This is a genomic window from Flavobacterium sp. GSB-24, from assembly GCF_027924665.1.
Taxonomy (GTDB): Bacteria; Bacteroidota; Bacteroidia; order Flavobacteriales; family Flavobacteriaceae; genus Flavobacterium.
This window is the reverse complement of the sequence record NZ_AP027043.1, coordinates 2,351,536-2,369,664: the sequence shown is the minus strand read 5'-3', so window position 1 is coordinate 2,369,664 and position 18,129 is coordinate 2,351,536. Positions and strand designations below refer to the sequence as shown.

Annotated in this window: 23 protein-coding genes; 19 read left to right on the top strand and 4 right to left on the bottom strand. The window is 31.8% G+C overall.

From position 1 onward, the window contains the following. Window positions 1-229 precede the first annotated feature (229 nt). The 16 genes from QMG60_RS10385 to QMG60_RS10310 all read left to right on the top strand — a co-directional run bounded on the left by QMG60_RS10385 (window position 230) and on the right by QMG60_RS10310 (window position 10,996). On the top strand, window positions 230-1,432 hold the full coding sequence (locus QMG60_RS10385; protein WP_281867771.1) for a DUF4062 domain-containing protein: 1,203 nt from the start codon (window positions 230-232) through the stop codon (window positions 1,430-1,432). Window positions 1,433-1,491: 59 nt separating this feature from the next. Continuing rightward, entirely contained in the window at window positions 1,492-2,037 is a 546-nt protein-coding gene (locus QMG60_RS10380) for a hypothetical protein (protein WP_281867770.1), read from the top strand. Window positions 2,038-2,150: 113 nt separating this feature from the next. Continuing rightward, window positions 2,151-2,543, top strand: a complete 393-nt coding sequence (locus QMG60_RS10375) for a helix-turn-helix transcriptional regulator (protein ID WP_281867769.1) — start codon at window positions 2,151-2,153, stop codon at window positions 2,541-2,543. A 78-nt stretch (window positions 2,544-2,621) separates the two neighbouring features. Beyond that, window positions 2,622-3,083, top strand: coding sequence for an RDD family protein (locus QMG60_RS10370; protein ID WP_057119242.1), 462 nt, complete (start codon window positions 2,622-2,624; stop codon window positions 3,081-3,083). Between the two features lie 55 nt (window positions 3,084-3,138). Then, entirely contained in the window at window positions 3,139-3,591 is a 453-nt protein-coding gene (locus tag QMG60_RS10365; protein WP_281867768.1) for a hypothetical protein, read from the top strand. Between the two features lie 56 nt (window positions 3,592-3,647). Then, the gene (locus QMG60_RS10360) at window positions 3,648-4,010 is read left to right on the top strand and encodes a hypothetical protein (protein ID WP_057119247.1); all 363 of its coding nucleotides are present in this window, start codon (window positions 3,648-3,650) and stop codon (window positions 4,008-4,010) included. A gap of 241 nt (window positions 4,011-4,251) precedes the next feature. Next, the gene (locus QMG60_RS10355) at window positions 4,252-5,412 is read left to right on the top strand and encodes a heparan-alpha-glucosaminide N-acetyltransferase domain-containing protein (protein WP_281867767.1); all 1,161 of its coding nucleotides are present in this window, start codon (window positions 4,252-4,254) and stop codon (window positions 5,410-5,412) included. Window positions 5,413-5,501: 89 nt separating this feature from the next. Beyond that, on the top strand, window positions 5,502-6,047 hold the full coding sequence (locus QMG60_RS10350) for a hypothetical protein (RefSeq protein WP_281867766.1): 546 nt from the start codon (window positions 5,502-5,504) through the stop codon (window positions 6,045-6,047). Between the two features lie 35 nt (window positions 6,048-6,082). Further along, window positions 6,083-6,550, top strand: coding sequence for a DUF1572 domain-containing protein (locus QMG60_RS10345; RefSeq protein ID WP_281867765.1), 468 nt, complete (start codon window positions 6,083-6,085; stop codon window positions 6,548-6,550). 25 nt (window positions 6,551-6,575) lie between these two features. After that, window positions 6,576-7,292, top strand: a complete 717-nt coding sequence (locus QMG60_RS10340; RefSeq protein ID WP_281867764.1) for a hypothetical protein — start codon at window positions 6,576-6,578, stop codon at window positions 7,290-7,292. A gap of 59 nt (window positions 7,293-7,351) precedes the next feature. Next, window positions 7,352-7,717: a hypothetical protein gene (locus tag QMG60_RS10335; protein ID WP_281867763.1), complete on the top strand. Its 366-nt coding sequence runs from the start codon at window positions 7,352-7,354 to the stop codon at window positions 7,715-7,717. Window positions 7,718-7,926: 209 nt separating this feature from the next. Beyond that, window positions 7,927-9,114, top strand: a complete 1,188-nt coding sequence (locus QMG60_RS10330; protein WP_281867762.1) for a hypothetical protein — start codon at window positions 7,927-7,929, stop codon at window positions 9,112-9,114. 149 nt (window positions 9,115-9,263) lie between these two features. Next, window positions 9,264-9,590 (top strand): metalloregulator ArsR/SmtB family transcription factor, encoded by a 327-nt coding sequence (locus QMG60_RS10325; RefSeq protein ID WP_095955027.1) that lies wholly within the window; start codon window positions 9,264-9,266, stop codon window positions 9,588-9,590. After that, complete coding sequence (locus QMG60_RS10320; RefSeq protein ID WP_281867761.1) at window positions 9,580-10,080, top strand: SRPBCC domain-containing protein; 501 nt, start codon at window positions 9,580-9,582, stop codon at window positions 10,078-10,080. The genes QMG60_RS10325 and QMG60_RS10320 overlap by 11 nt, the downstream gene beginning before the upstream one ends. Before the next feature lie 46 nt (window positions 10,081-10,126). Next, window positions 10,127-10,627, top strand: coding sequence for an SRPBCC domain-containing protein (locus tag QMG60_RS10315; RefSeq protein ID WP_281867760.1), 501 nt, complete (start codon window positions 10,127-10,129; stop codon window positions 10,625-10,627). A 105-nt stretch (window positions 10,628-10,732) separates the two neighbouring features. Beyond that, window positions 10,733-10,996, top strand: coding sequence for a hypothetical protein (locus QMG60_RS10310; RefSeq protein ID WP_281867759.1), 264 nt, complete (start codon window positions 10,733-10,735; stop codon window positions 10,994-10,996). A gap of 217 nt (window positions 10,997-11,213) precedes the next feature. Here the strand turns inward: QMG60_RS10310 and QMG60_RS10305 are convergent, their stop codons facing one another. Together QMG60_RS10305 and QMG60_RS10300 are read right to left on the bottom strand one after the other, a co-directional pair. Further along, window positions 11,214-11,609: a hypothetical protein gene (locus tag QMG60_RS10305; RefSeq protein WP_057119264.1), complete on the bottom strand. Its 396-nt coding sequence runs from the start codon at window positions 11,607-11,609 to the stop codon at window positions 11,214-11,216. A gap of 68 nt (window positions 11,610-11,677) precedes the next feature. Next, window positions 11,678-13,030, bottom strand: coding sequence for a hypothetical protein (locus QMG60_RS10300; RefSeq protein WP_134140612.1), 1,353 nt, complete (start codon window positions 13,028-13,030; stop codon window positions 11,678-11,680). 187 nt (window positions 13,031-13,217) lie between these two features. Between QMG60_RS10300 and QMG60_RS10295 the strand changes: the two genes are divergently transcribed. Together QMG60_RS10295 and QMG60_RS10290 are read left to right on the top strand one after the other, a co-directional pair. Next, a complete protein-coding gene (locus QMG60_RS10295; RefSeq protein ID WP_166669292.1) occupies window positions 13,218-13,385 on the top strand; it encodes a hypothetical protein in 168 nt (55 codons plus the stop codon). A 29-nt stretch (window positions 13,386-13,414) separates the two neighbouring features. Next, complete coding sequence (locus QMG60_RS10290; protein ID WP_281867758.1) at window positions 13,415-13,843, top strand: GNAT family N-acetyltransferase; 429 nt, start codon at window positions 13,415-13,417, stop codon at window positions 13,841-13,843. Window positions 13,844-13,891: 48 nt separating this feature from the next. On the opposite strand, the gene QMG60_RS10285 is transcribed toward QMG60_RS10290, so the two are convergent. After that, on the bottom strand, window positions 13,892-15,427 hold the full coding sequence (locus tag QMG60_RS10285) for a YifB family Mg chelatase-like AAA ATPase (protein ID WP_281867757.1): 1,536 nt from the start codon (window positions 15,425-15,427) through the stop codon (window positions 13,892-13,894). Between the two features lie 78 nt (window positions 15,428-15,505). Next, complete coding sequence (locus QMG60_RS10280) at window positions 15,506-16,480, bottom strand: Gfo/Idh/MocA family oxidoreductase (RefSeq protein ID WP_281867756.1); 975 nt, start codon at window positions 16,478-16,480, stop codon at window positions 15,506-15,508. A gap of 314 nt (window positions 16,481-16,794) precedes the next feature. Here QMG60_RS10280 and QMG60_RS10275 point away from each other — a divergent pair, with 314 nt between their 5' ends. Further along, the gene (locus QMG60_RS10275; protein WP_057119271.1) at window positions 16,795-18,111 is read left to right on the top strand and encodes an ammonium transporter; all 1,317 of its coding nucleotides are present in this window, start codon (window positions 16,795-16,797) and stop codon (window positions 18,109-18,111) included. Window positions 18,112-18,129: the final 18 nt, after the last annotated feature.

Genomic DNA, 18,129 nt, shown 5'->3' with positions numbered 1-18,129 from the left:
ATATCTACGAAGTCCCGTTTCTTAATTGAGGCGGGATTTTTTATTGTAGATTTTGACTAAGAAAAAAATTTCAAATTCAAGATAAATAATTTAACACGATAATATTTATATTCAAAAAAAAACTAAATTAGCGAAATTCACTACAAAATTCTACCCAAAAAATTACAAAATGTTGAAAAAAAATCGCGTAGTTAACTAAAATAAAATTAATCTCTTAAAATAAATAATTATGGCAAAACAAATTACTAAATATTCTATTTTTTTAGCTTCTCCCTCTGATTTAGAAGAAGAAAGATTTGCAGTGGAAGAAGTCGTTTCTGAATTAAATTTAACTTATTCACCTGCAAATAATATAGTTATTGAATTATTGAAATGGGAAACTCATTCAGCTCCAGGGATATCTAATTTTCATCCACAAAAAATAATTACTGAAGATATTGGAAATGATTATGATCTTTTTTTAGGAATGATATGGAAAAAATTTGGAACGCGAACAGATGAATCTGGATCAGGAACGCAAGAAGAATTTAATAATGCCATTAAAAAATATAATACAGATAATAATTCAGTTCAAATACTATTTTATTTCAAAAATGCAGTTCCGAAAACTATAAATGAAATTGACCCAGAAGAATTAATAAAGATTAGAGAATTTAAAAAATCATTACAAGAGCAAAAATTGCTTTATTCGGAATTTAATTCTGTTGATGATTTCAAAAATTATTTACGAATCCATATTCCTAAGAGGTTAAATTCAATCATTGAGAAACAAAGAAATGGAACTACGGAAATAGTCCATGTAATTACAAATAATTCAATTGATGACGATTTAGGCATTTTAGATTATGAAGAAATGTTTTCCAGTTCAATAAATGATTCAAATCTTGCACTTGCAAGAATTACTGAATATACACAATCAGTTGGAAGTGAAATAGAAGAAAAGGCAAATCAGCTTATCAAAATTACTCAATCTCCACACCCTAATAAAGTCACAATCAATGAGATTATGAAAAGAACAGCCAAAATATTAAATGATTATTCAAATAGATTAGAAACTGAAACTCCTATATATTATAATAGCTTTGAAGATGCAATAAAAGCAGGAACAAACATTATTAATTTATCCGATGAATTTTACACGAAAAACACACTCACCGATTTAGAAGAAGCTAAAAAGAATATTCTCATTTTAAGAAAAAATACTCCTTTGGCAATTGTGGGAATGACAAATTTTTATGAAAGCATAAAATCATTACCAAGAATTCAAGTTGATATAAATCAAGCAAAAAAAATACTAATGTTTCAAATGGAGGATCTAATTCTTAAACTTGAAAAATCATTAGAATTAACAAATGACTTTTCAGATGCAATCTCATCTAAAATTGATAAATTCAAATTAATTGACGAAACTAGTGATCAACAAAATCACTAGTAGTAGTAAAACGCTAGATAAAGGGAAACATTTTAAACATTTTTTTAATAAAAAATACCATGAATGAACTTGACTTATTAAGAAATCTTATTGATTTAGAAAAATCTTCAATTTTTTTAGAAATACAAATTGAATTATGGCATGAAGGCCCAGAAAAACAAAAGTATATTACTGATAAAATATTTGTTGATGACAAAATTGAAAAATTTAAAAATGAAATTATTGAAATTAGAGACAAACAATTCAGCATAAGAGCTAACCGAGGAATAATAGATCAAATAAATGCATATATAAATGAAATAAGAGATAAAGATCCAAGATTATTTCTAGACAGGAATCAAGGAACTGTTTTAAAAAATGAACTGCTTGCATCAATAGCGCGCGATATAAGAATGCAAATCAATGGCTCTATTTTTGGACATAATATTCCTATTGATTTGTATTATACAATTGAGAAAGAGAATGGAGTTAATATCGAAGAACTTATTAGTTTTTTTAAAAATGAAATTGAAATAATTAGTAATATTCCAATTGTAAATTTTATAACATTACGAGATTATTACAATGCTTTTGAAAGTAGAATTATTGATCGTTTTATAAATTGAAAAATCTTTTCCAATTCTTATTTAGATAGTCATAACCAATTAGAGATTTTAAAATATTCTCGTCCAAAAAAACATATATTTGTAATTCATAAAAATTAAATACCTTTGAATTTATGAGTACGACATCAAAACCAAAACATATTGGCAGAAACATAAGCCGAATCAGAGAGCTTAAAGGTATGAAGCAGGAAGCGCTTGCGCAGGCAATTGGTACAAATCAGCAGGCAATTTCTGGTATTGAAGGAAGCGAAACTATCGACGAAACAAAACTTACGAAAATTGCAGAAGCGCTAGGCGTTACAGTAGAAGCAATTGAAAGTTTTTCTGAAGAAAATGTATTTAATTATTTTAATACATTTAATGATTCCGTTTCAAACAGCAATTTTGGTCATAATAATATTTGTAATTTCAATCCGCTTGATAAAGTTATAGAACTTTACGAACGTTTGGTTCAGGCTGAAAAAGACAAAGTTGAGTATTTAGAAAAATTATTAAAAGGGAAATAATTCCTTCAAAAATAAAATTTTGCAAAAGCACAAATATCTTATGATTTTGTGCTTTTTTTGTAAACTAAAAAACCAAAAATGACCTCAGAACAAATTGCCACAAAACCCAATCTTAAAAAAAGAATCCTTGCCGGATTAATTGACTATTCGTTAATGTTTGGAGTAGTCCTCGTTATGTTTCTATACTTTGGAGAAAAAACCAGAAATGGATATGAATTACAAGGATTTCCCGCATTCTTCAATTTTTTAATATGGTTTGGCTACATGGTTGGATTTGAAGTAAAATTTGGAGCAACGCTGGGAAATCAGATGTTTGATTTACAAGTTATTTCTATAAAAGATAGCAAAACTACAAGTTTAACTTTAGGCCAATCTTTTATGCGACATTTATTTGATATTCTTGATTTTTGGTTTTTCGGACTATTGGGAATATTGCTAATAAAAAACTCTACTTATAATCAAAGGTTAGGAGATTTATGCGCCAAAACAATTGTAATAGATACAAAAGACAGCGAACAGTTTTACAAACGATTTACTTAATTAAACTCAAATAAAAAATATTATTTTAGCCTTACCAAATCAATCCCCAAAACCAATGAAATTCACAATTACCCTATCAACCCTACTCCTACTAATTACCACAAATTTATTCAGCCAAACGATCGCAGATTTAAAACTAAAACCAAAAGAAATTCCAAAAGGCGGTTATATGGTTAGTGACGGGAATATTTGTATTACGCCGCAAGCCTGTACTTTTTATAATGATATTGAAACGTATGCTAATATTGTTGGAACTGTAAAAAATAAAGCCATTCAGAGTTTTAAAAGCAAAGCAGACCGAGGTTCTATCATGTATTTTGAATTTGATCACGTTTTTAAAGGCGATCGATTCCTGCAAGGTTTGCTTTGGGGAAAAGCGGGCGAACCAACAGCTGAACATCCAGAAGAATATCTGGCAAAAGGAAAATTTCTAATTATTTGGAGTTTGCAGGCAGATAGTCCGCTAAAAGAAAAATCTGAAACTAAGATCGAAGCTCTTTTACAATAAATCCTAATCACAGCTTCATTTTAAATGCTTAATTTTGCTTGATAAAAAAACACAAAATGAAACCACAAATACGAATTCTTCTTTACTCCATCTTATTCTTTTTATATCTTACTTCGACACCTTTCTTACTGTCGTTAAACGAAAAAATAAAAGGCGATCCGTTTGTAGTTTTAGGAGTTGGTTTTGGAGTTTTAAATCTCATCTACGCTTTTTTTGCCCTAAAATGGAAACCTTTGCTTAACGTACTTTGCGCTGTCGGGATTGCGGCTTTAGCTATGTTCCTAGCTCTACAGTTTACCAATCTGCATCTGCTTGTAAATTACGATCCATATCAGGTTAAAACGGCCATTTTTGCTAATGCGGTTCTTTCTATTATTTTTTGGGAGATTGTGTATCAGGTAAAAATTAGAAAGCAATAATCTTTCAATTGCCTCCAGCTTTAGCTTGAGGTTCATATAATAAGACTAGAATAGGCTTTAACCAAATGAATAAATTTTATTTTGGCTAAAGCCATTTTTTTTTTGCTATAGGTGACCTCCCGCTAAAGCTGGAGGCAATTCATTTTACTTTATCATTTAATAATTTTAAAGTCAAAATATTGATTATAAAACTTAAAAAATAATTCATAGTTTTACCCTTAAGTATTTAAAAATCAAAAACATGAAACGACAGCCATCGATAGACATTGTACGCGGAATTGTAATGATTATTATGGCTCTTGACCATGTTCGGGATTTAATGCATGTCGATTCGATTACACAAAGCCCAACCGATTTGGCAACGACTTCTCCTTTGTTGTTTTTTACACGCTTGATTACGCATTTGTGCGCGCCTATTTTTGTTTTCTTGGCGGGAACTTCGGCCTATCTTTCGCTTCAAAACAAAAACAATGCTGCCGAAACCAGACAGCTTTTATTAAAAAGAGGTCTTTGGTTAATCCTGCTTGAATTTACAGTTGTCAATTTTGGATTGTTTTTCGATATTGGTTTTCATACCCTTTTATTCGAAGTCATAGCCACAATAGGTTTTGGGTTTGTTGTTTTGAGTTTACTATTAAAAGTCCGCTCTCAAACTTTGGGCATTGTGGGACTTGTAATTATCTTTTTCCATAATCTCCTGCCAATTATTCCGTTTGCAGAAAATTCAGTTTTAAAAACCATCTTAACTCCCCTCTTTGGACCAGCTGTTTTTCCATTTGCAGGAAAAGCATTTATTATGGGCTATCCGCCAATTCCGTGGCTTGGAATTATGCTCGTTGGTTTTGCAGCAGGAAAATGCTTTGAACTAGCACAAGGACAAAGAAAAAAACTATTCTTAAAAATCGGTTTGAGTGCTTTAGCTTTATTTACGGTAATTCGATTGGTAAATATTTATGGTGATCCCGCTTTATGGACTACACAAAAAGATTCAACTTTCACCTTTTTATCATTTATGAATGTAACCAAATATCCGCCTTCTCTCCTATTCTGTTTGGTTACTTTAGGCATTATGTTTTTACTGCTCACTTTTGCAGAACAATTTCATAATACGGTTAAAAAAGCAACTATGGTTTACGGAAAAGTGCCCTTATTTTATTTTGTTGTTCACTTTTATGTTATTCATATTCTAACGCTTTTTATACTTTTGGCACAAGGCTTTAATTGGTCTCAATTGGAATTTGCTTCGGGAACTTTTGGCAGACCTAAAAGCATTGAAAGCGGTTTACATCTTTGGGCAATTTATTTAATTTGGATTTTTGTTGTTGCGCTGCTTTACAAACCTTGCCAATGGTTCGGAAAATATAAGACTGAAAATAATCATTGGTGGCTGAAATACATTTAAGTGATATGTGTTTACGACAAGATAAATTGTAGAATTTCGTAGGTATTTTTTTATATTAGCATTTTAAATTCCAAGCCAAAAATTCTAATATGAAAACCAGAATTTTAATTCTCCTTTCTTTAATTGCTGTGTCTTGTAAAAAGGAAATCAAAACCGAAACTTTTCCAGTTGTACAAAAAGATAGTGTACAGAGTATTCCTGAATCTGAAACCGAAAAAACAGACACTATCGTAATTTCAAAAAAACATAAAACGAACCAAATTTTATGCGATCTCGATGGAGATGGAAAAAATGAAACCGTAGAAATTGTAAGAAGTACAAACAACAACAAAAGTGGGCTAAAAATTACTTACGGAAATGGGAAAAGAACAGATTATTTCGGTCTGGGAAATACAATTTTAGACCAAGGTTTTGACGAAATTGATTGGGCTGGAATATTTGAAAAAGCACCGAAAGGTGAAATTTATTGGAATAACGTAAATGACGACGGCGAAATTATAACCGACGAAGAAGTAAAAGAAGAAGATAAAATAAAACTGCCAAATGACGGAATCTTTATTCACGCCGAAGAAAGCTGCGGAGGCGGGATTATTTATCTAGATAACGGAAAATACAACTGGATTCAGCAGGAATAAAATTGTAACAAATTAACTTCTAAACTATTTTGATTATGAAAAACAATACAGAAATAGCGAATCGTTTTAGAGAAGTCATTTTAAACGGAACTTGGATTGCTAACACAAATTACAAAGACCAACTGCAGAACTTGAATTGGGAAATGGCAGTTACTCCAATTCAAAGCCTAAATACGATCGCACTTTTAGCGCAGCACATTCATTATTACATTAACGGAATAAACAATGTTTTTAAAGGCGGAACGCTGGATATAAAAGATAAATTCAGCTTCGACTTTCCTCCTATTCATTCACAGCAAGAATGGGAAAACTTTTTAATTAAATTTTGGAATGAAGCTGAAGAATTCGCTTCGCTGGTTGAGCAAATCCCTGACGAAAAATTAGATCATGCTTTTGTTGATGAAAAATACGGAACTTACAAAAGAAACATCGAAGCTATGCTGGAACATAGTTATTATCATTTAGGACAAATTGTATTGATCAAAAAACTATTAACAAATTAAAATATTTAAAAGCCAAAAACTATCCATGAAAAAAATTGTCATTTTGTTAGTGGGTTTTATTTTCTTTTCAAGTTGTAAAGATGAGAAGAAAGCAGAAACAAAAGAATCGACAAACCAAGAATTAAATAAAACTGAAAACGAAAACTTTATTTTAAACGTACAAAAAATCGATTCAACACAATTTCCATCTTCTATTAAATATGAAGGTTTTGTGAAAAATGCCGTTCGATGGAAAGACAAATTGGGCGATAATATTGTTATTACTACCGAAACAGGATATCATATAAACAAAAAATTCGAGCATGAATTTGAAGACAGCTCTGATGCTGAATTGTTTGCTTATCATTTTATAATTTCTGGAAATGAAGTAAAACAAACTTGGAAAGTTTACGATTTTATTGCAGACTGCCCAGTTGATATTGTGGCTTCGTTTGTAAAAAATACTTTTCAAGTAACTGATTTAAACAATAACGGAATCGCTGAAACTTGGCTGATGTACAAAACAACCTGCCACGGTGATGTGAGTCCGTGTGACATGAAAATTATTATGTACGAAGAGAATCAGAAATATGCGGTGCGCGGCGAAAGCAGAGTTCAAGTTGGAGTTCTCGACAATGGCGAAAAACAATTTATTGGTGGTGAATATAAATTGGATGAGAATTTCAAAAAAGGTCCAAAAGTTTTTAAAGAATTTGCCCAAAAATTATGGAAAGATAATTTGATTGAAAATTGGGATAATTAAAGGATTTTATATAATTCAGAAATTCACTAAATTTATTCTTAAATTCTAATCTATTTAAAATGAGAAAATTAATTTTAGCTTTTGTTCTTTTAATTGGTTTATCAGCAAATGCACAGACTTCTAAAGAGCTTATTGGAAAATGGCAATTGGTAAAATGGACCAAAAACGGTAAGGACAAAAATATTCAGGAATATTATAAAACCGATCAGGTTTTTCAGGTTTTTAAAGAAAATGGTGATTTTGAAAGTTTGGTTGGCGACGAATCGCACAAAGCGAAATGGAAGTTGTCTAAAGACAATAAAGAGCTTAATATTATTGCAATCTTAATGCCTGTAAAATTTAGTATTGACTACTTTGATACTCAGAAAAGAATTATTACAACTCCACAAATTGGTACTTTTGAGTATAAAAAAGTAATCGAATAATCGAATTTAAAAAGGATTTTATGAAAACAAAATGTTCTATCCTAGCCCCGATAGAGCCGATATCCTCGTAATGAAATGGAGAGATAAAGGTGAAAGCGGGACTAAAAGTTCTTGTGAAAACCTGTATTTCTGCTTCTAAAAATAAATCAAAAAAAGGCATAGTTGTTGAAAGTTAAAAAAGATATATTTACACCTTCAAAAGAAATACTATGCAAAAAACTACTTTACTATTTTTTATATTCTTTTTGGCTCTTTCTTCCTGCGGCGTAAAAACGACTCAGGCATTGATAAGCGACGGAAATTATGATGGTGCTATTGACCGCGCTGTTGAAGCATTGAGAACTAATAAGGATTCGAAAGGAAAACAAGATTATGTGTATTTACTCGAAGAGGCTTTTGCAAAAGCGAAAGACCGAGATCTGCGTGATCTGGAAATGCTGTCGAAAGATGCAAATCCTGCCAATGCAGAGCGTATTTATAATACTTATTTACAGCTGAATAACCGTCAGGAAAAAATTAGTCCGATTTTGCCTTTGAAATTAATAAAGCAAGGCAGAAATGCGAATTTTGGATTTGACAATTATTCAAATGAGATTGTGAACAGTAAAAATGCACTTTCGAAATATTTGTATGAGAATGCTTCTGCACTTCTGAAATCGAACAACAAAATGGATTTCAGAAAAGCGTATGATGATTTTTCGTATTTGGAAAGTATTAATCCTGGGTATAAAAATACCAAAAAATTAATGGATGATGCACTTTTTAAAGGAACCGATTTTGTGGATGTTTATGCAAAAAACGAAACCAATATGGTAATTCCTAAGATGCTTCAGGATGATTTGCTGGATTTTAAAACTTACGGATTAAATGATAAATGGACAGTTTATCATAGTGCAAGACAAAAAAATGTAAACTATGATTATAGTTTGATTATTAATTTTAGGGATATATATATTTCTCCAGAACAAATTAAAGAAAAAGAATTCAGCAAAGAGAGACAGATAAAAGATGGTGTAAAAACGCTTTTGGACAACCGCGGAAGACCTGTAAAAGATAGTTTGGGTAGAGAAATAAAAGTAGATAATTATAAAATTCTTCGTGCTACAGTTTATGAATTTAGACAATTTAAATCGTGTCAGGTAACGGCAAAAATCGATTATGTGGATTTAAAATCGAATCAGCTGGTGCAAACGTTTCCAATAAGCAGCGAATTTGTTTTTGAGAATATTTATTCGAAATATAAAGGGGATCGAAATGCTTGTGAAGACAATTATCAAACTTATTTTGCAAAACGACCAGTTCCGTTTCCCAATAACGAACAAATGGTTTTTGATACAGGTGAAGACCTGAAAGCTAAGCTAAAAGATATTATTGTTCGCAATAAATTTAGAAGATAATTATCTCATATTAAAATACATAAAAGGCGCTTTTTTAATGCGCCTTTTTTTTGTTTTCAAAATTAATCAATAAAAAAACAATATTTTTTATTGCGCAACCAAAAAGTTGCGTATATTTGCAACTAATTAGTTGCGTAAATATAAAAAAAATGAAACGAGATATTTTTCAGGCTATTGCCGATCCGACACGTAGAGCAATTTTAGTTTTGATTTCTTCGACTGCATTAACCCCAAATGCTATCGCAGAACAGTTTCAAACTACAAGACAAGCCGTTTCTAAACACATCAAAATATTGAATGAATGTGATTTATTGGAAGAAAAAAAATTAGGAAGAGAAATTTACTATCAACTTAAAATAGATAAAATGAAAGAAATAGATCACTGGCTGGAGCAATTCAAAAAGATTTGGGAACAGCGTTTTGATCAATTGGATCAGGTATTAATGAATTTAAAATCTAAAGAAAATGAAATCTAATCTCTTAATGAATTTTTCTGTAGACAAGGAAAATAAAACTGTCAATGTAAAACGCGAATTTAATGCGTCATTATCAAACGTTTGGTCTGCTTGGACAGATGCCGCAATTTTAGATTTGTGGTGGGCGCCGGCTCCATTTAAATCTAAAACAAAGTTTATGGAGTTTAGAGAAGGCGGCAAAAGATTATACGCCATGGTAAGTCCAGAAGGAGAAGAACGCTGGGCTGTTTTTGAATATACTTCCATTTCTCCTAAAACAAATTTTAAACATTCATCTACTTTCTGCGATGCAGAAGGGGTTCCTAATTCTGATTTAGGCAGTTCTTACTGGGACATTAATTTCTCTGAAAATGGTGATTCTACAATTGTGGATATTGCTATTAAGCGCGGCAGTTTAGAAGAATTAGAAAAAATAATTGAAATGGGATTCAAAGAAGGCTTTACAAGCGCACTGCAAGGATTAGAAAAAATTCTGGAAGCAAAAAAATAAAATCTTTCTACAAAATAACTATTAATGAATTTAAAATCTAAAGAAAATGAAATCGAATCTATTAATGAATTTTACTGTAAATAAGGAAAATAATACCGTAAATGTAAAACGTGAGTTTAATGCCCCGTTGTCAAATGTATGGTCTGCTTGGACAGAAGCTGCTATTTTAGATCAATGGTGGGCACCTGCTCCTTGGAAATCACGCACAAAAAGAATGGATTTTAAAGAAGGCGGAAGAAGATTATATGCAATGGTTGGTCCCGAAGGTGAAGAACATTGGGCAATTGCAGATTTTACTTCTATTAGTCCAAAAACTAATTTTAAATATAAGGATGCTTTTAGCGATAGTGAAGGAAATTTGAACACAGATTTTCCACGCTCAAATTGGGATGTGACTTTTTCGGAAGAAGGAGATCATACTTTTGTTGATATAGTAATCAAACACGACAAACTTTCTGATTTGGAAGCAATCATTCAAATGGGCTTTAAAGAAGGCTTTACTATTGCAATGGAAGGTTTGGATGAGATTTTTGCTAAACAAGCATGAGCAATTTTGGTTGTGCAATTATATTTAATCCTGCGTATGCAGGATTTTTTTGTATTTTCGATTTGAAAACATAAACTATCTTGTGACCACTTAAACAGACAAATAATGAAATTCTTGAGTTTACTTTTTTTATTCGTTTCAGTTACCGCTTTTTCTCAAAACAGATATGAGCTTTCGGATGAAGGCAAAGATAAATTCTATCTTTCAGATTCTATTTCGGATCTTGCTAATGCCGGCAAAATTACGCCTCATCCAATAGTAGTTGTTGATGGAATTCCTCATCGTTATCAGGATTTAGAAAAAGAAAAACTAGTACTTTCTAAAATTGAAATCAAAAAATTATTGCCCTCGAAAAGCAAGCTGGCTTAAAAATTTATGGAAATTACGGCGAAGCAGGAGTTATAGTTATAGTTATAACTACAAATAGAAACAGTTACCATAAGCAGGAACAAGAAATAAGACCAGATCAAATACAGCAACATATTGAAAAATAATGAACAAATTCAAAGAAGTAAGCAAACTTAAACTAGCATAAATAAAAAACCTCGAAAAGTAATTTCGAGGTTTGAAATTTTAAACAGACAATCTAATCATAAATTTCAACAATTGGATTCACTTTAATAAACTCTGTTTTATCATTTTTTCTTTTAACTAGATAAACCGTAGAGTTACTAAAAAAGTTTACCAATTCAGAGTTATTCAATTTGTTCTTTTTGTTTTTATTGTAGTATTTTGAAGTTCTTACAAAATCTTTAAGACACAGCACTTCTTTAGGTTTTAAGTCATTTACAATTTCGACTCCTTTAAAATAAAATACTTCATCTTCATTTTTGTCTTTTAATAAAAACTTATTTGGGCTAGTTTTGGATTCGACAATGTATGAATCATCTAATTTAAAAAAAAATGTGCCATTCGATTTTTCTTGAGCATATAAACTGAATCCAAATAAGAATGCCGCATATAAATATATATATTTTTTCATAACTCGATTTTAAAAATAGGTAATTGAATTTTGGTACATAATATAAAAGTACAATTATTTTGCACTTTTTATGGACAAGAAACTGTTTTACCTAAAATAGGCACTCTACTTGCTAACGAATTAATCGAAGTTTTTTTGTCTTCAGGCAAATCCGTCCAAGCTTTTACATTACTATCCTTTAAACCTCCCCAAGCCATAGCCTCATAGAAAGCGTCGCTTGGCTCTTCTCCATAATAATTAGTATAATTGTTATAATCAGCACTTAAAACTGTTTTATGAAATGCTTTTAAAGCATCTTTCATACTACTAAGATAGACCTGAGCCATTGCATTATGCTGATTTTCGTAAGTTTCAAAAACTTGTTTAAAATTACTCGCATCAATATCATTAGAATTTGTCGTATTTAACTTTCGATAAATATCTGCGTGTATGTATTCGTGCAAGATAATCCTAGCAGATTCTAAAGCTGCCAATCCATCCAATCTATTTGTACTTATTTCTATCGTTATAAGTCTATTCACCTTATCAAAACTTGTAGTCCCATTTACTTCTTGAGTGGTTGATGAATAAACATTCGGAAGTGAAACAATTTGAATATTAAATTCTGAATTCCCTGCAAATTGATTAAATATATTTTGGACAAAATTGTTTCCATTACTACTCAATAAACTATTTAGACATTTTGCCTTACCAGTAAGATTATCAATAATTTGTGGTTTAACTGGAGTACTTGCTCCAGGATTTGAACCAGCGCCGCCCCCGCCGCCATAGCTTGGAGGAATGTCTTCTTCTCCTGTTGGTCCTCCACCTTCACAATACAACAATTGAATCGGATGAAAACCATCTTCCTTCCACCATCCAATCCAAACACAAGTTATTGCTTCTTCACGCATTTTTGCAGTTTGCGAAGGTAAAACTTTATTTCCATCTTTAAATTGCAATTGAGTATTCACACCATTAGACAAGTCTTGTAAAAAAACTTTTCCATCAAAATTTTCGTTAATATTATAATAATTGAAGTTATTATTATCAACATTTGATTGCTTAGAATCTGTAAAAATCTGAACATAAAAAACACGAAACTTATTTTGGTCATTTTTTAAGAACATCAATCGGTGATGGTCGTTAAATAAACTAGCTTTTTCATTTGAAGATTGCAATTGGCTTTGTAAAGTAAATGGAACTTCAATTACAACACCATCTGCACCATCTGAAATTATAGCATTTTCCCATTCTAGTGCGTCTATATATTCAAAGATTGGTGAATTAAGTTCATTTTTGTGTAAACCATACCAATTTTTCACTTCATTTACTGCGCTAGCAGTCGAATTATCTTCAATTTCATTTATACCACAATTTGAAAGGAGTAAAAGAAAGCACAAAAGCGTAAAGCTTTTGAGAAGGAGTGTAATTTTTCTCATTTTAATATCGTTTAATTAGTTTGCTAATTTAAAAATTTTAATAAATAAAAAATTACAGAAAACCGTAAATACATAAAATAAAACTTTCAACTTTATTTTTTTAGTCACCTTTAAACAAATTTACAATCATTTTTTTTCACTAAAAACTAGGTGATAATGCATATATTTTTAAGTAAAGACCAGTAAAATGAACAACATATTTACTAACATCTTAAGCTATTCGATTATTTCAACATTGATTACTTTAATCATTACACGAATTATTCAGGGAAGGATTCAAAGCTTATTTGATAAGAAGCTTGAAAGCGTCAAAAAAGAACATACTTTAGAAATCGCACAATTTCAAGTTCTTTAAAAATTGCTAAATAATTGGTTTGTCTTCAAATGATTATTCATGAAAAAATTCAACTAAAAATCGACAATGAAATCATCAAACTGACGGATGATTATAAGCACGAATTATTGGATTTGGTCAATTTAGTGCAGCCTGGGTATTTTAAACCAAAAACAACTTCACTGGGAAATTATTACGGAATCTTTGTTGATCAAAAATTAGTTGCTGTCGCAGGTGAACGAATGAAAATGAATGATTTTACAGAAGTCAGCGCTATTATCACACATCCCGATTATACTGGAAAAGGATATGCCAAACAATTGACTGCATATGTTGTAAACCAAATTTTTACAGAAAACAAAACTCCTTTTTTACATGTTGTTGAGAGTAATATTGGTGCAATCAACTTATATGAAAAACTTGGTTTTGTTACCAGAAGAAAAATGAGTTTCTGGAATATTACAAAATACGAAGATTGATACTTTAAAAAATATAGTCCTGATATTATTTATCAGGACTATACTAACTTATCCCAGCCACCCTTCTCGATCTAAACTTCTATATTGAATTGCTTCTGCAATATGCGATGAAACTATATTGGGTGCATTATCTAAATCGGCAATTGTTCTGGAGACTTTTAGAATCCTGTCGTAAGCTCGCGCCGAAAGATTTAGTCTTTCCATTGCCGTTTTCAGTAATTCTTTTGAGGGTTCGTCTAAAACACAATATTCTCTAATCAATTTACTGCTCATTTGTGCGTTGTAGTGAACATTTTCAACAGATTCAAATCGCTTGGTTTGTATTTCCCTTGCTGCGGTTACCCGTTTACGAATCTCTACACTGCTTTCTGCTTTTCGTTCATCGGCCAATTTCTCAAAGGGAACTGGTGTAACTTCAATATGAATGTCTATTCGGTCTAATAATGGACCTGAAATTTTACTCATATAACGCTGCATTTCGTGTGGCGAAGAAGTATTAGGTACACTCGGATCATTAAAAAATCCGCTCGGACTTGGGTTCATACTGGCCACAAGCATAAACGATGAAGGATACGTAATAGTAAACTTGGCACGCGAAATCGTAACTTCTCGGTCTTCCAAAGGCTGACGCATTACCTCTAAAACATCTCGTTTAAATTCTGGCAATTCATCTAAAAACAAGACCCCATTATGTGCCATCGAAATTTCTCCCGGCTGTGGGTAACTGCCGCCGCCAACAAGCGCAACATTAGAAATCGTATGGTGCGGACTTCGAAACGGACGCTGATTCATCAACCCAACCTCTTTTAATTTACCTGCAACACTATGAATTTTAGTGGTTTCAAGCGCTTCTCGCAAAGTCATTGGTGGCAAAATACTTGGAACACGTTTTGCCAGCATTGTTTTTCCGGCTCCAGGAGGGCCAATCAAAATAATATTATGTCCGCCGGCTGCCGCAATTTCCATACAGCGTTTTATACTTTCCTGTCCGCGAACATCTGAAAAATCAAATTCGGGAAAATCTAAAGTTTTGTAGAATTCAGCACGGGTATCAATAACTGTCGGCTTTAAAGTTCCTTTACCTGCAAAAAAGTCAATGATTTCTTTTAAGTTCTCTACTCCATAAACATCTAAATCAGATACGATGGCAGCTTCTTTTACATTTTGAATAGGAAGAAAAAAGCCTTTGTAACCTTCTTCTTTTGCTTTAATGGCAATTGGTAAAGCACCGCGAATAGGCTGCAGACTTCCGTCTAAAGAAAGTTCACCCATTATAATATAACGTTCAATTTCGGGAGCTTTTATCTGATCTGAACCCACCAAAATTCCCATAGCGAGTGTTAAATCATACGAAGAACCTTCTTTTCGAAGATCTGCCGGCGCCATATTGATGGTAATTTTTTTTCCTGGCAAACTGAAGCCATTATTTTTAAGCGCGGCTGCGATTCTATAACTGCTTTCTTTTATTGCATTGTCGGGAAGTCCAACTAAATGATAACCAATTCCTTTATCCATATGAACTTCAACAGTAATAGTTGTAGCTTCAACTCCAAAAACAGCACTTCCGTAAACTTTTACTAACATAAATTTCTCTTCATTAATTGGTTTTAAAACTAATGAAAAAAATAATTATTTGTAAATATTTTAGTACAATATTTTATTCTAAAAAGGCAATTTTATTTCCTTTTTAATTTCCTCTACAATCTTACTCAAATCCAAACTATTTTGATGCGACCAAAGTTTACTTTCAATTTGATTGTTTCGAATGCAATTGTGACATTCCATTATTTCGTGTGAATATCCTTTTCCTAAAGTTGGCAAAGTAAAAGAAGCTTCTTTTTCGTCATTTATAAATAAAGAATATCCGTCGGCAACAAACCAAGGCGAGTTCAATTCAATTCTTCCTTTTGATCCTCTTATAGATGCTTTCATATCAGATTCTGAAACTATCGAAGCATGTAAAACCGATTGAGCCGATTCATATTGCAATAGCATAGAAGTCTGTAGATCAATATCATTTTTGTGTTTGATGGCTTTTGCAATTATCTCTTTTGGATTTCCTAATAGTATATAAGAGAGGAATAATGGATAAACTCCAATATCAAATAAAGCTCCGCCACCTAATTCTTTGTCAAAAAGTCTTTTGTTTTCAGTTTCACTTCCGTGAAAAGCAAAATCGGCTTTTATGTAATTTACATCACCAATTATTCCATTATTTAGTTTTTGTAATATATCTTGAATAGACGGAATAAAACGTGTCCAAAACGCTTCCATAAAAAATCTGTTATTTTTTTTAGAAGCTTCAATCATTCTCTCTGCATCATTATAAGATAGCGACATTGGTTTTTCGCATATCACATGTTTGCCTTTTTCAAGTGCTTTTATGGATAATTCTGCATGCGAGTTATGTGGTGTTGCGATGTAGATAATTTCAACTTCACTGTCTTCAAAAAGTAGATCATAAGAATTATACATTCTTAAAGCACCAAATTTTTCTGCAAATAACTCTGCTTTAGAAATATCTCTTGAAGCAACTGCCGTTAGCTCAGCATCATCTATGAATAATAAATCTGACGCAAACTGGCTTGCAATATTACCCAGCCCAACTATTCCCCATTTAATTTTTCTATCAGCCATTGTATTTTAATCATCAAAATTGTTAAAAAACATTAAAAAACTATTTCGTTTGAAAAACATCAGACGTTTTTAAACAACAAATATCCAATATATCGTAAAAAGTAACAATCAATTAACCCAAAAATTATTAAAAGTCTTAATAAGACGAAAATAAATGTTGATGAATTACAAATTTTAAGTCTGTTTTAACAAATTCATGCAAAATTTACGGGGTCAAATTTTAAATTTAACAAAAATTAAACATTGAACCCTATTTTTTTAGGGGGTATGAAATCATTTTATACTTTTATAAAAAATTTTAAAACTAAATAACTATGCGAAAAATTATTTTAACTGTGATTCTTATCACTATTTTGGTACTAACCTTTATATCAAACTTTATCATTGCAGATAACCCAATTCCTGCTGAAGCGGTTAAGTTTGACACAGGAGATACAGCTTGGATGATCGTGGCAACTGCATTTGTATTGTTAATGACTCCTGGTTTAGGATTTTTCTACGGAGGAATGGTAGGTAAGAAAAACGTAATTAGTACTATGCTTCAGAGTTTTATGGCAATGGTAATTGTTACTATTTTATGGACTGTCGTTGCTTTCGGATTAGCTTTTGGACCAACTATTGGAGGAATTATTGGAGATCCGTCTCATAATTTATTCTTTGAAGGTGTTGGAACCAATACTGCATGGAGCCTTGCACCAACAATTCCTTTTATGTTATTCGCATTATTTCAAGCAAAATTTGCCATCATTACTCCTGCTTTAATTACAGGTGCTTTTGCAGAACGTGTACGTTTCTGGGCTTATTTGTTATTCATGGTTTTATTTATATTATTGATATATGCTCCTTTGGCTCACATGACTTGGCATCCTGATGGAGTTTTCTTCAAAATGGGAGTTCTTGATTTCGCTGGTGGAACTGTAGTACACATGAGCGCTGGATGGGCTGCATTGGCTGGAGCAATCTTCTTAGGAAAAAGAAAAGTACAAAAAGTTAATCCTGCTAGAATTACTTACGTATTATTAGGTACGGGTTTACTTTGGTTTGGATGGTTTGGTTTCAATGCTGGATCTGCATTAGGAGCAAATGGTTTAGCCGTACAAGCTTTAGGAACAACTACTGTTGCTGCAGCAGCAGCTGCTATGGCATGGGTTTTCCTTGATAAAATCTTAGGACACAAATTATCTGCTCTTGGAGCTTGTATTGGAGCTGTTGTGGGTCTTGTGGCTATTACGCCTGCTGCTGGTTTCGTTAGTATTCCTCACGCAATTTTCATTGGTTTATTCTCTGCAATTGTAAGTAACCTTGTAGTTAGTAAATTCCCTAAAGGAAAAATTGATGATGCTCTAGATGTATTTGCTTGTCACGGTGTTGGTGGTATGGTAGGTATGTTATTAACGGGAGTTTTTGCTTCAAAAGCAATTAACCCAGCTGTTGGAGATAATCAAGGTTTAATCTTTGGAACTCCAACTTTATTCATCAACCAATTAACTGCTCTTGTTGTGGTATCAATCTTTGCTTTTGTTGGTTCTTACATTTTATTCTTTATTGTAAATAAAATTACACCTCTAAGAGTTACTGAAGAAAAAGAAGAATTAGGTTTAGATATTTCTCAACACGGAGAATTCCTATAAGAAATTAATTTTCAACTT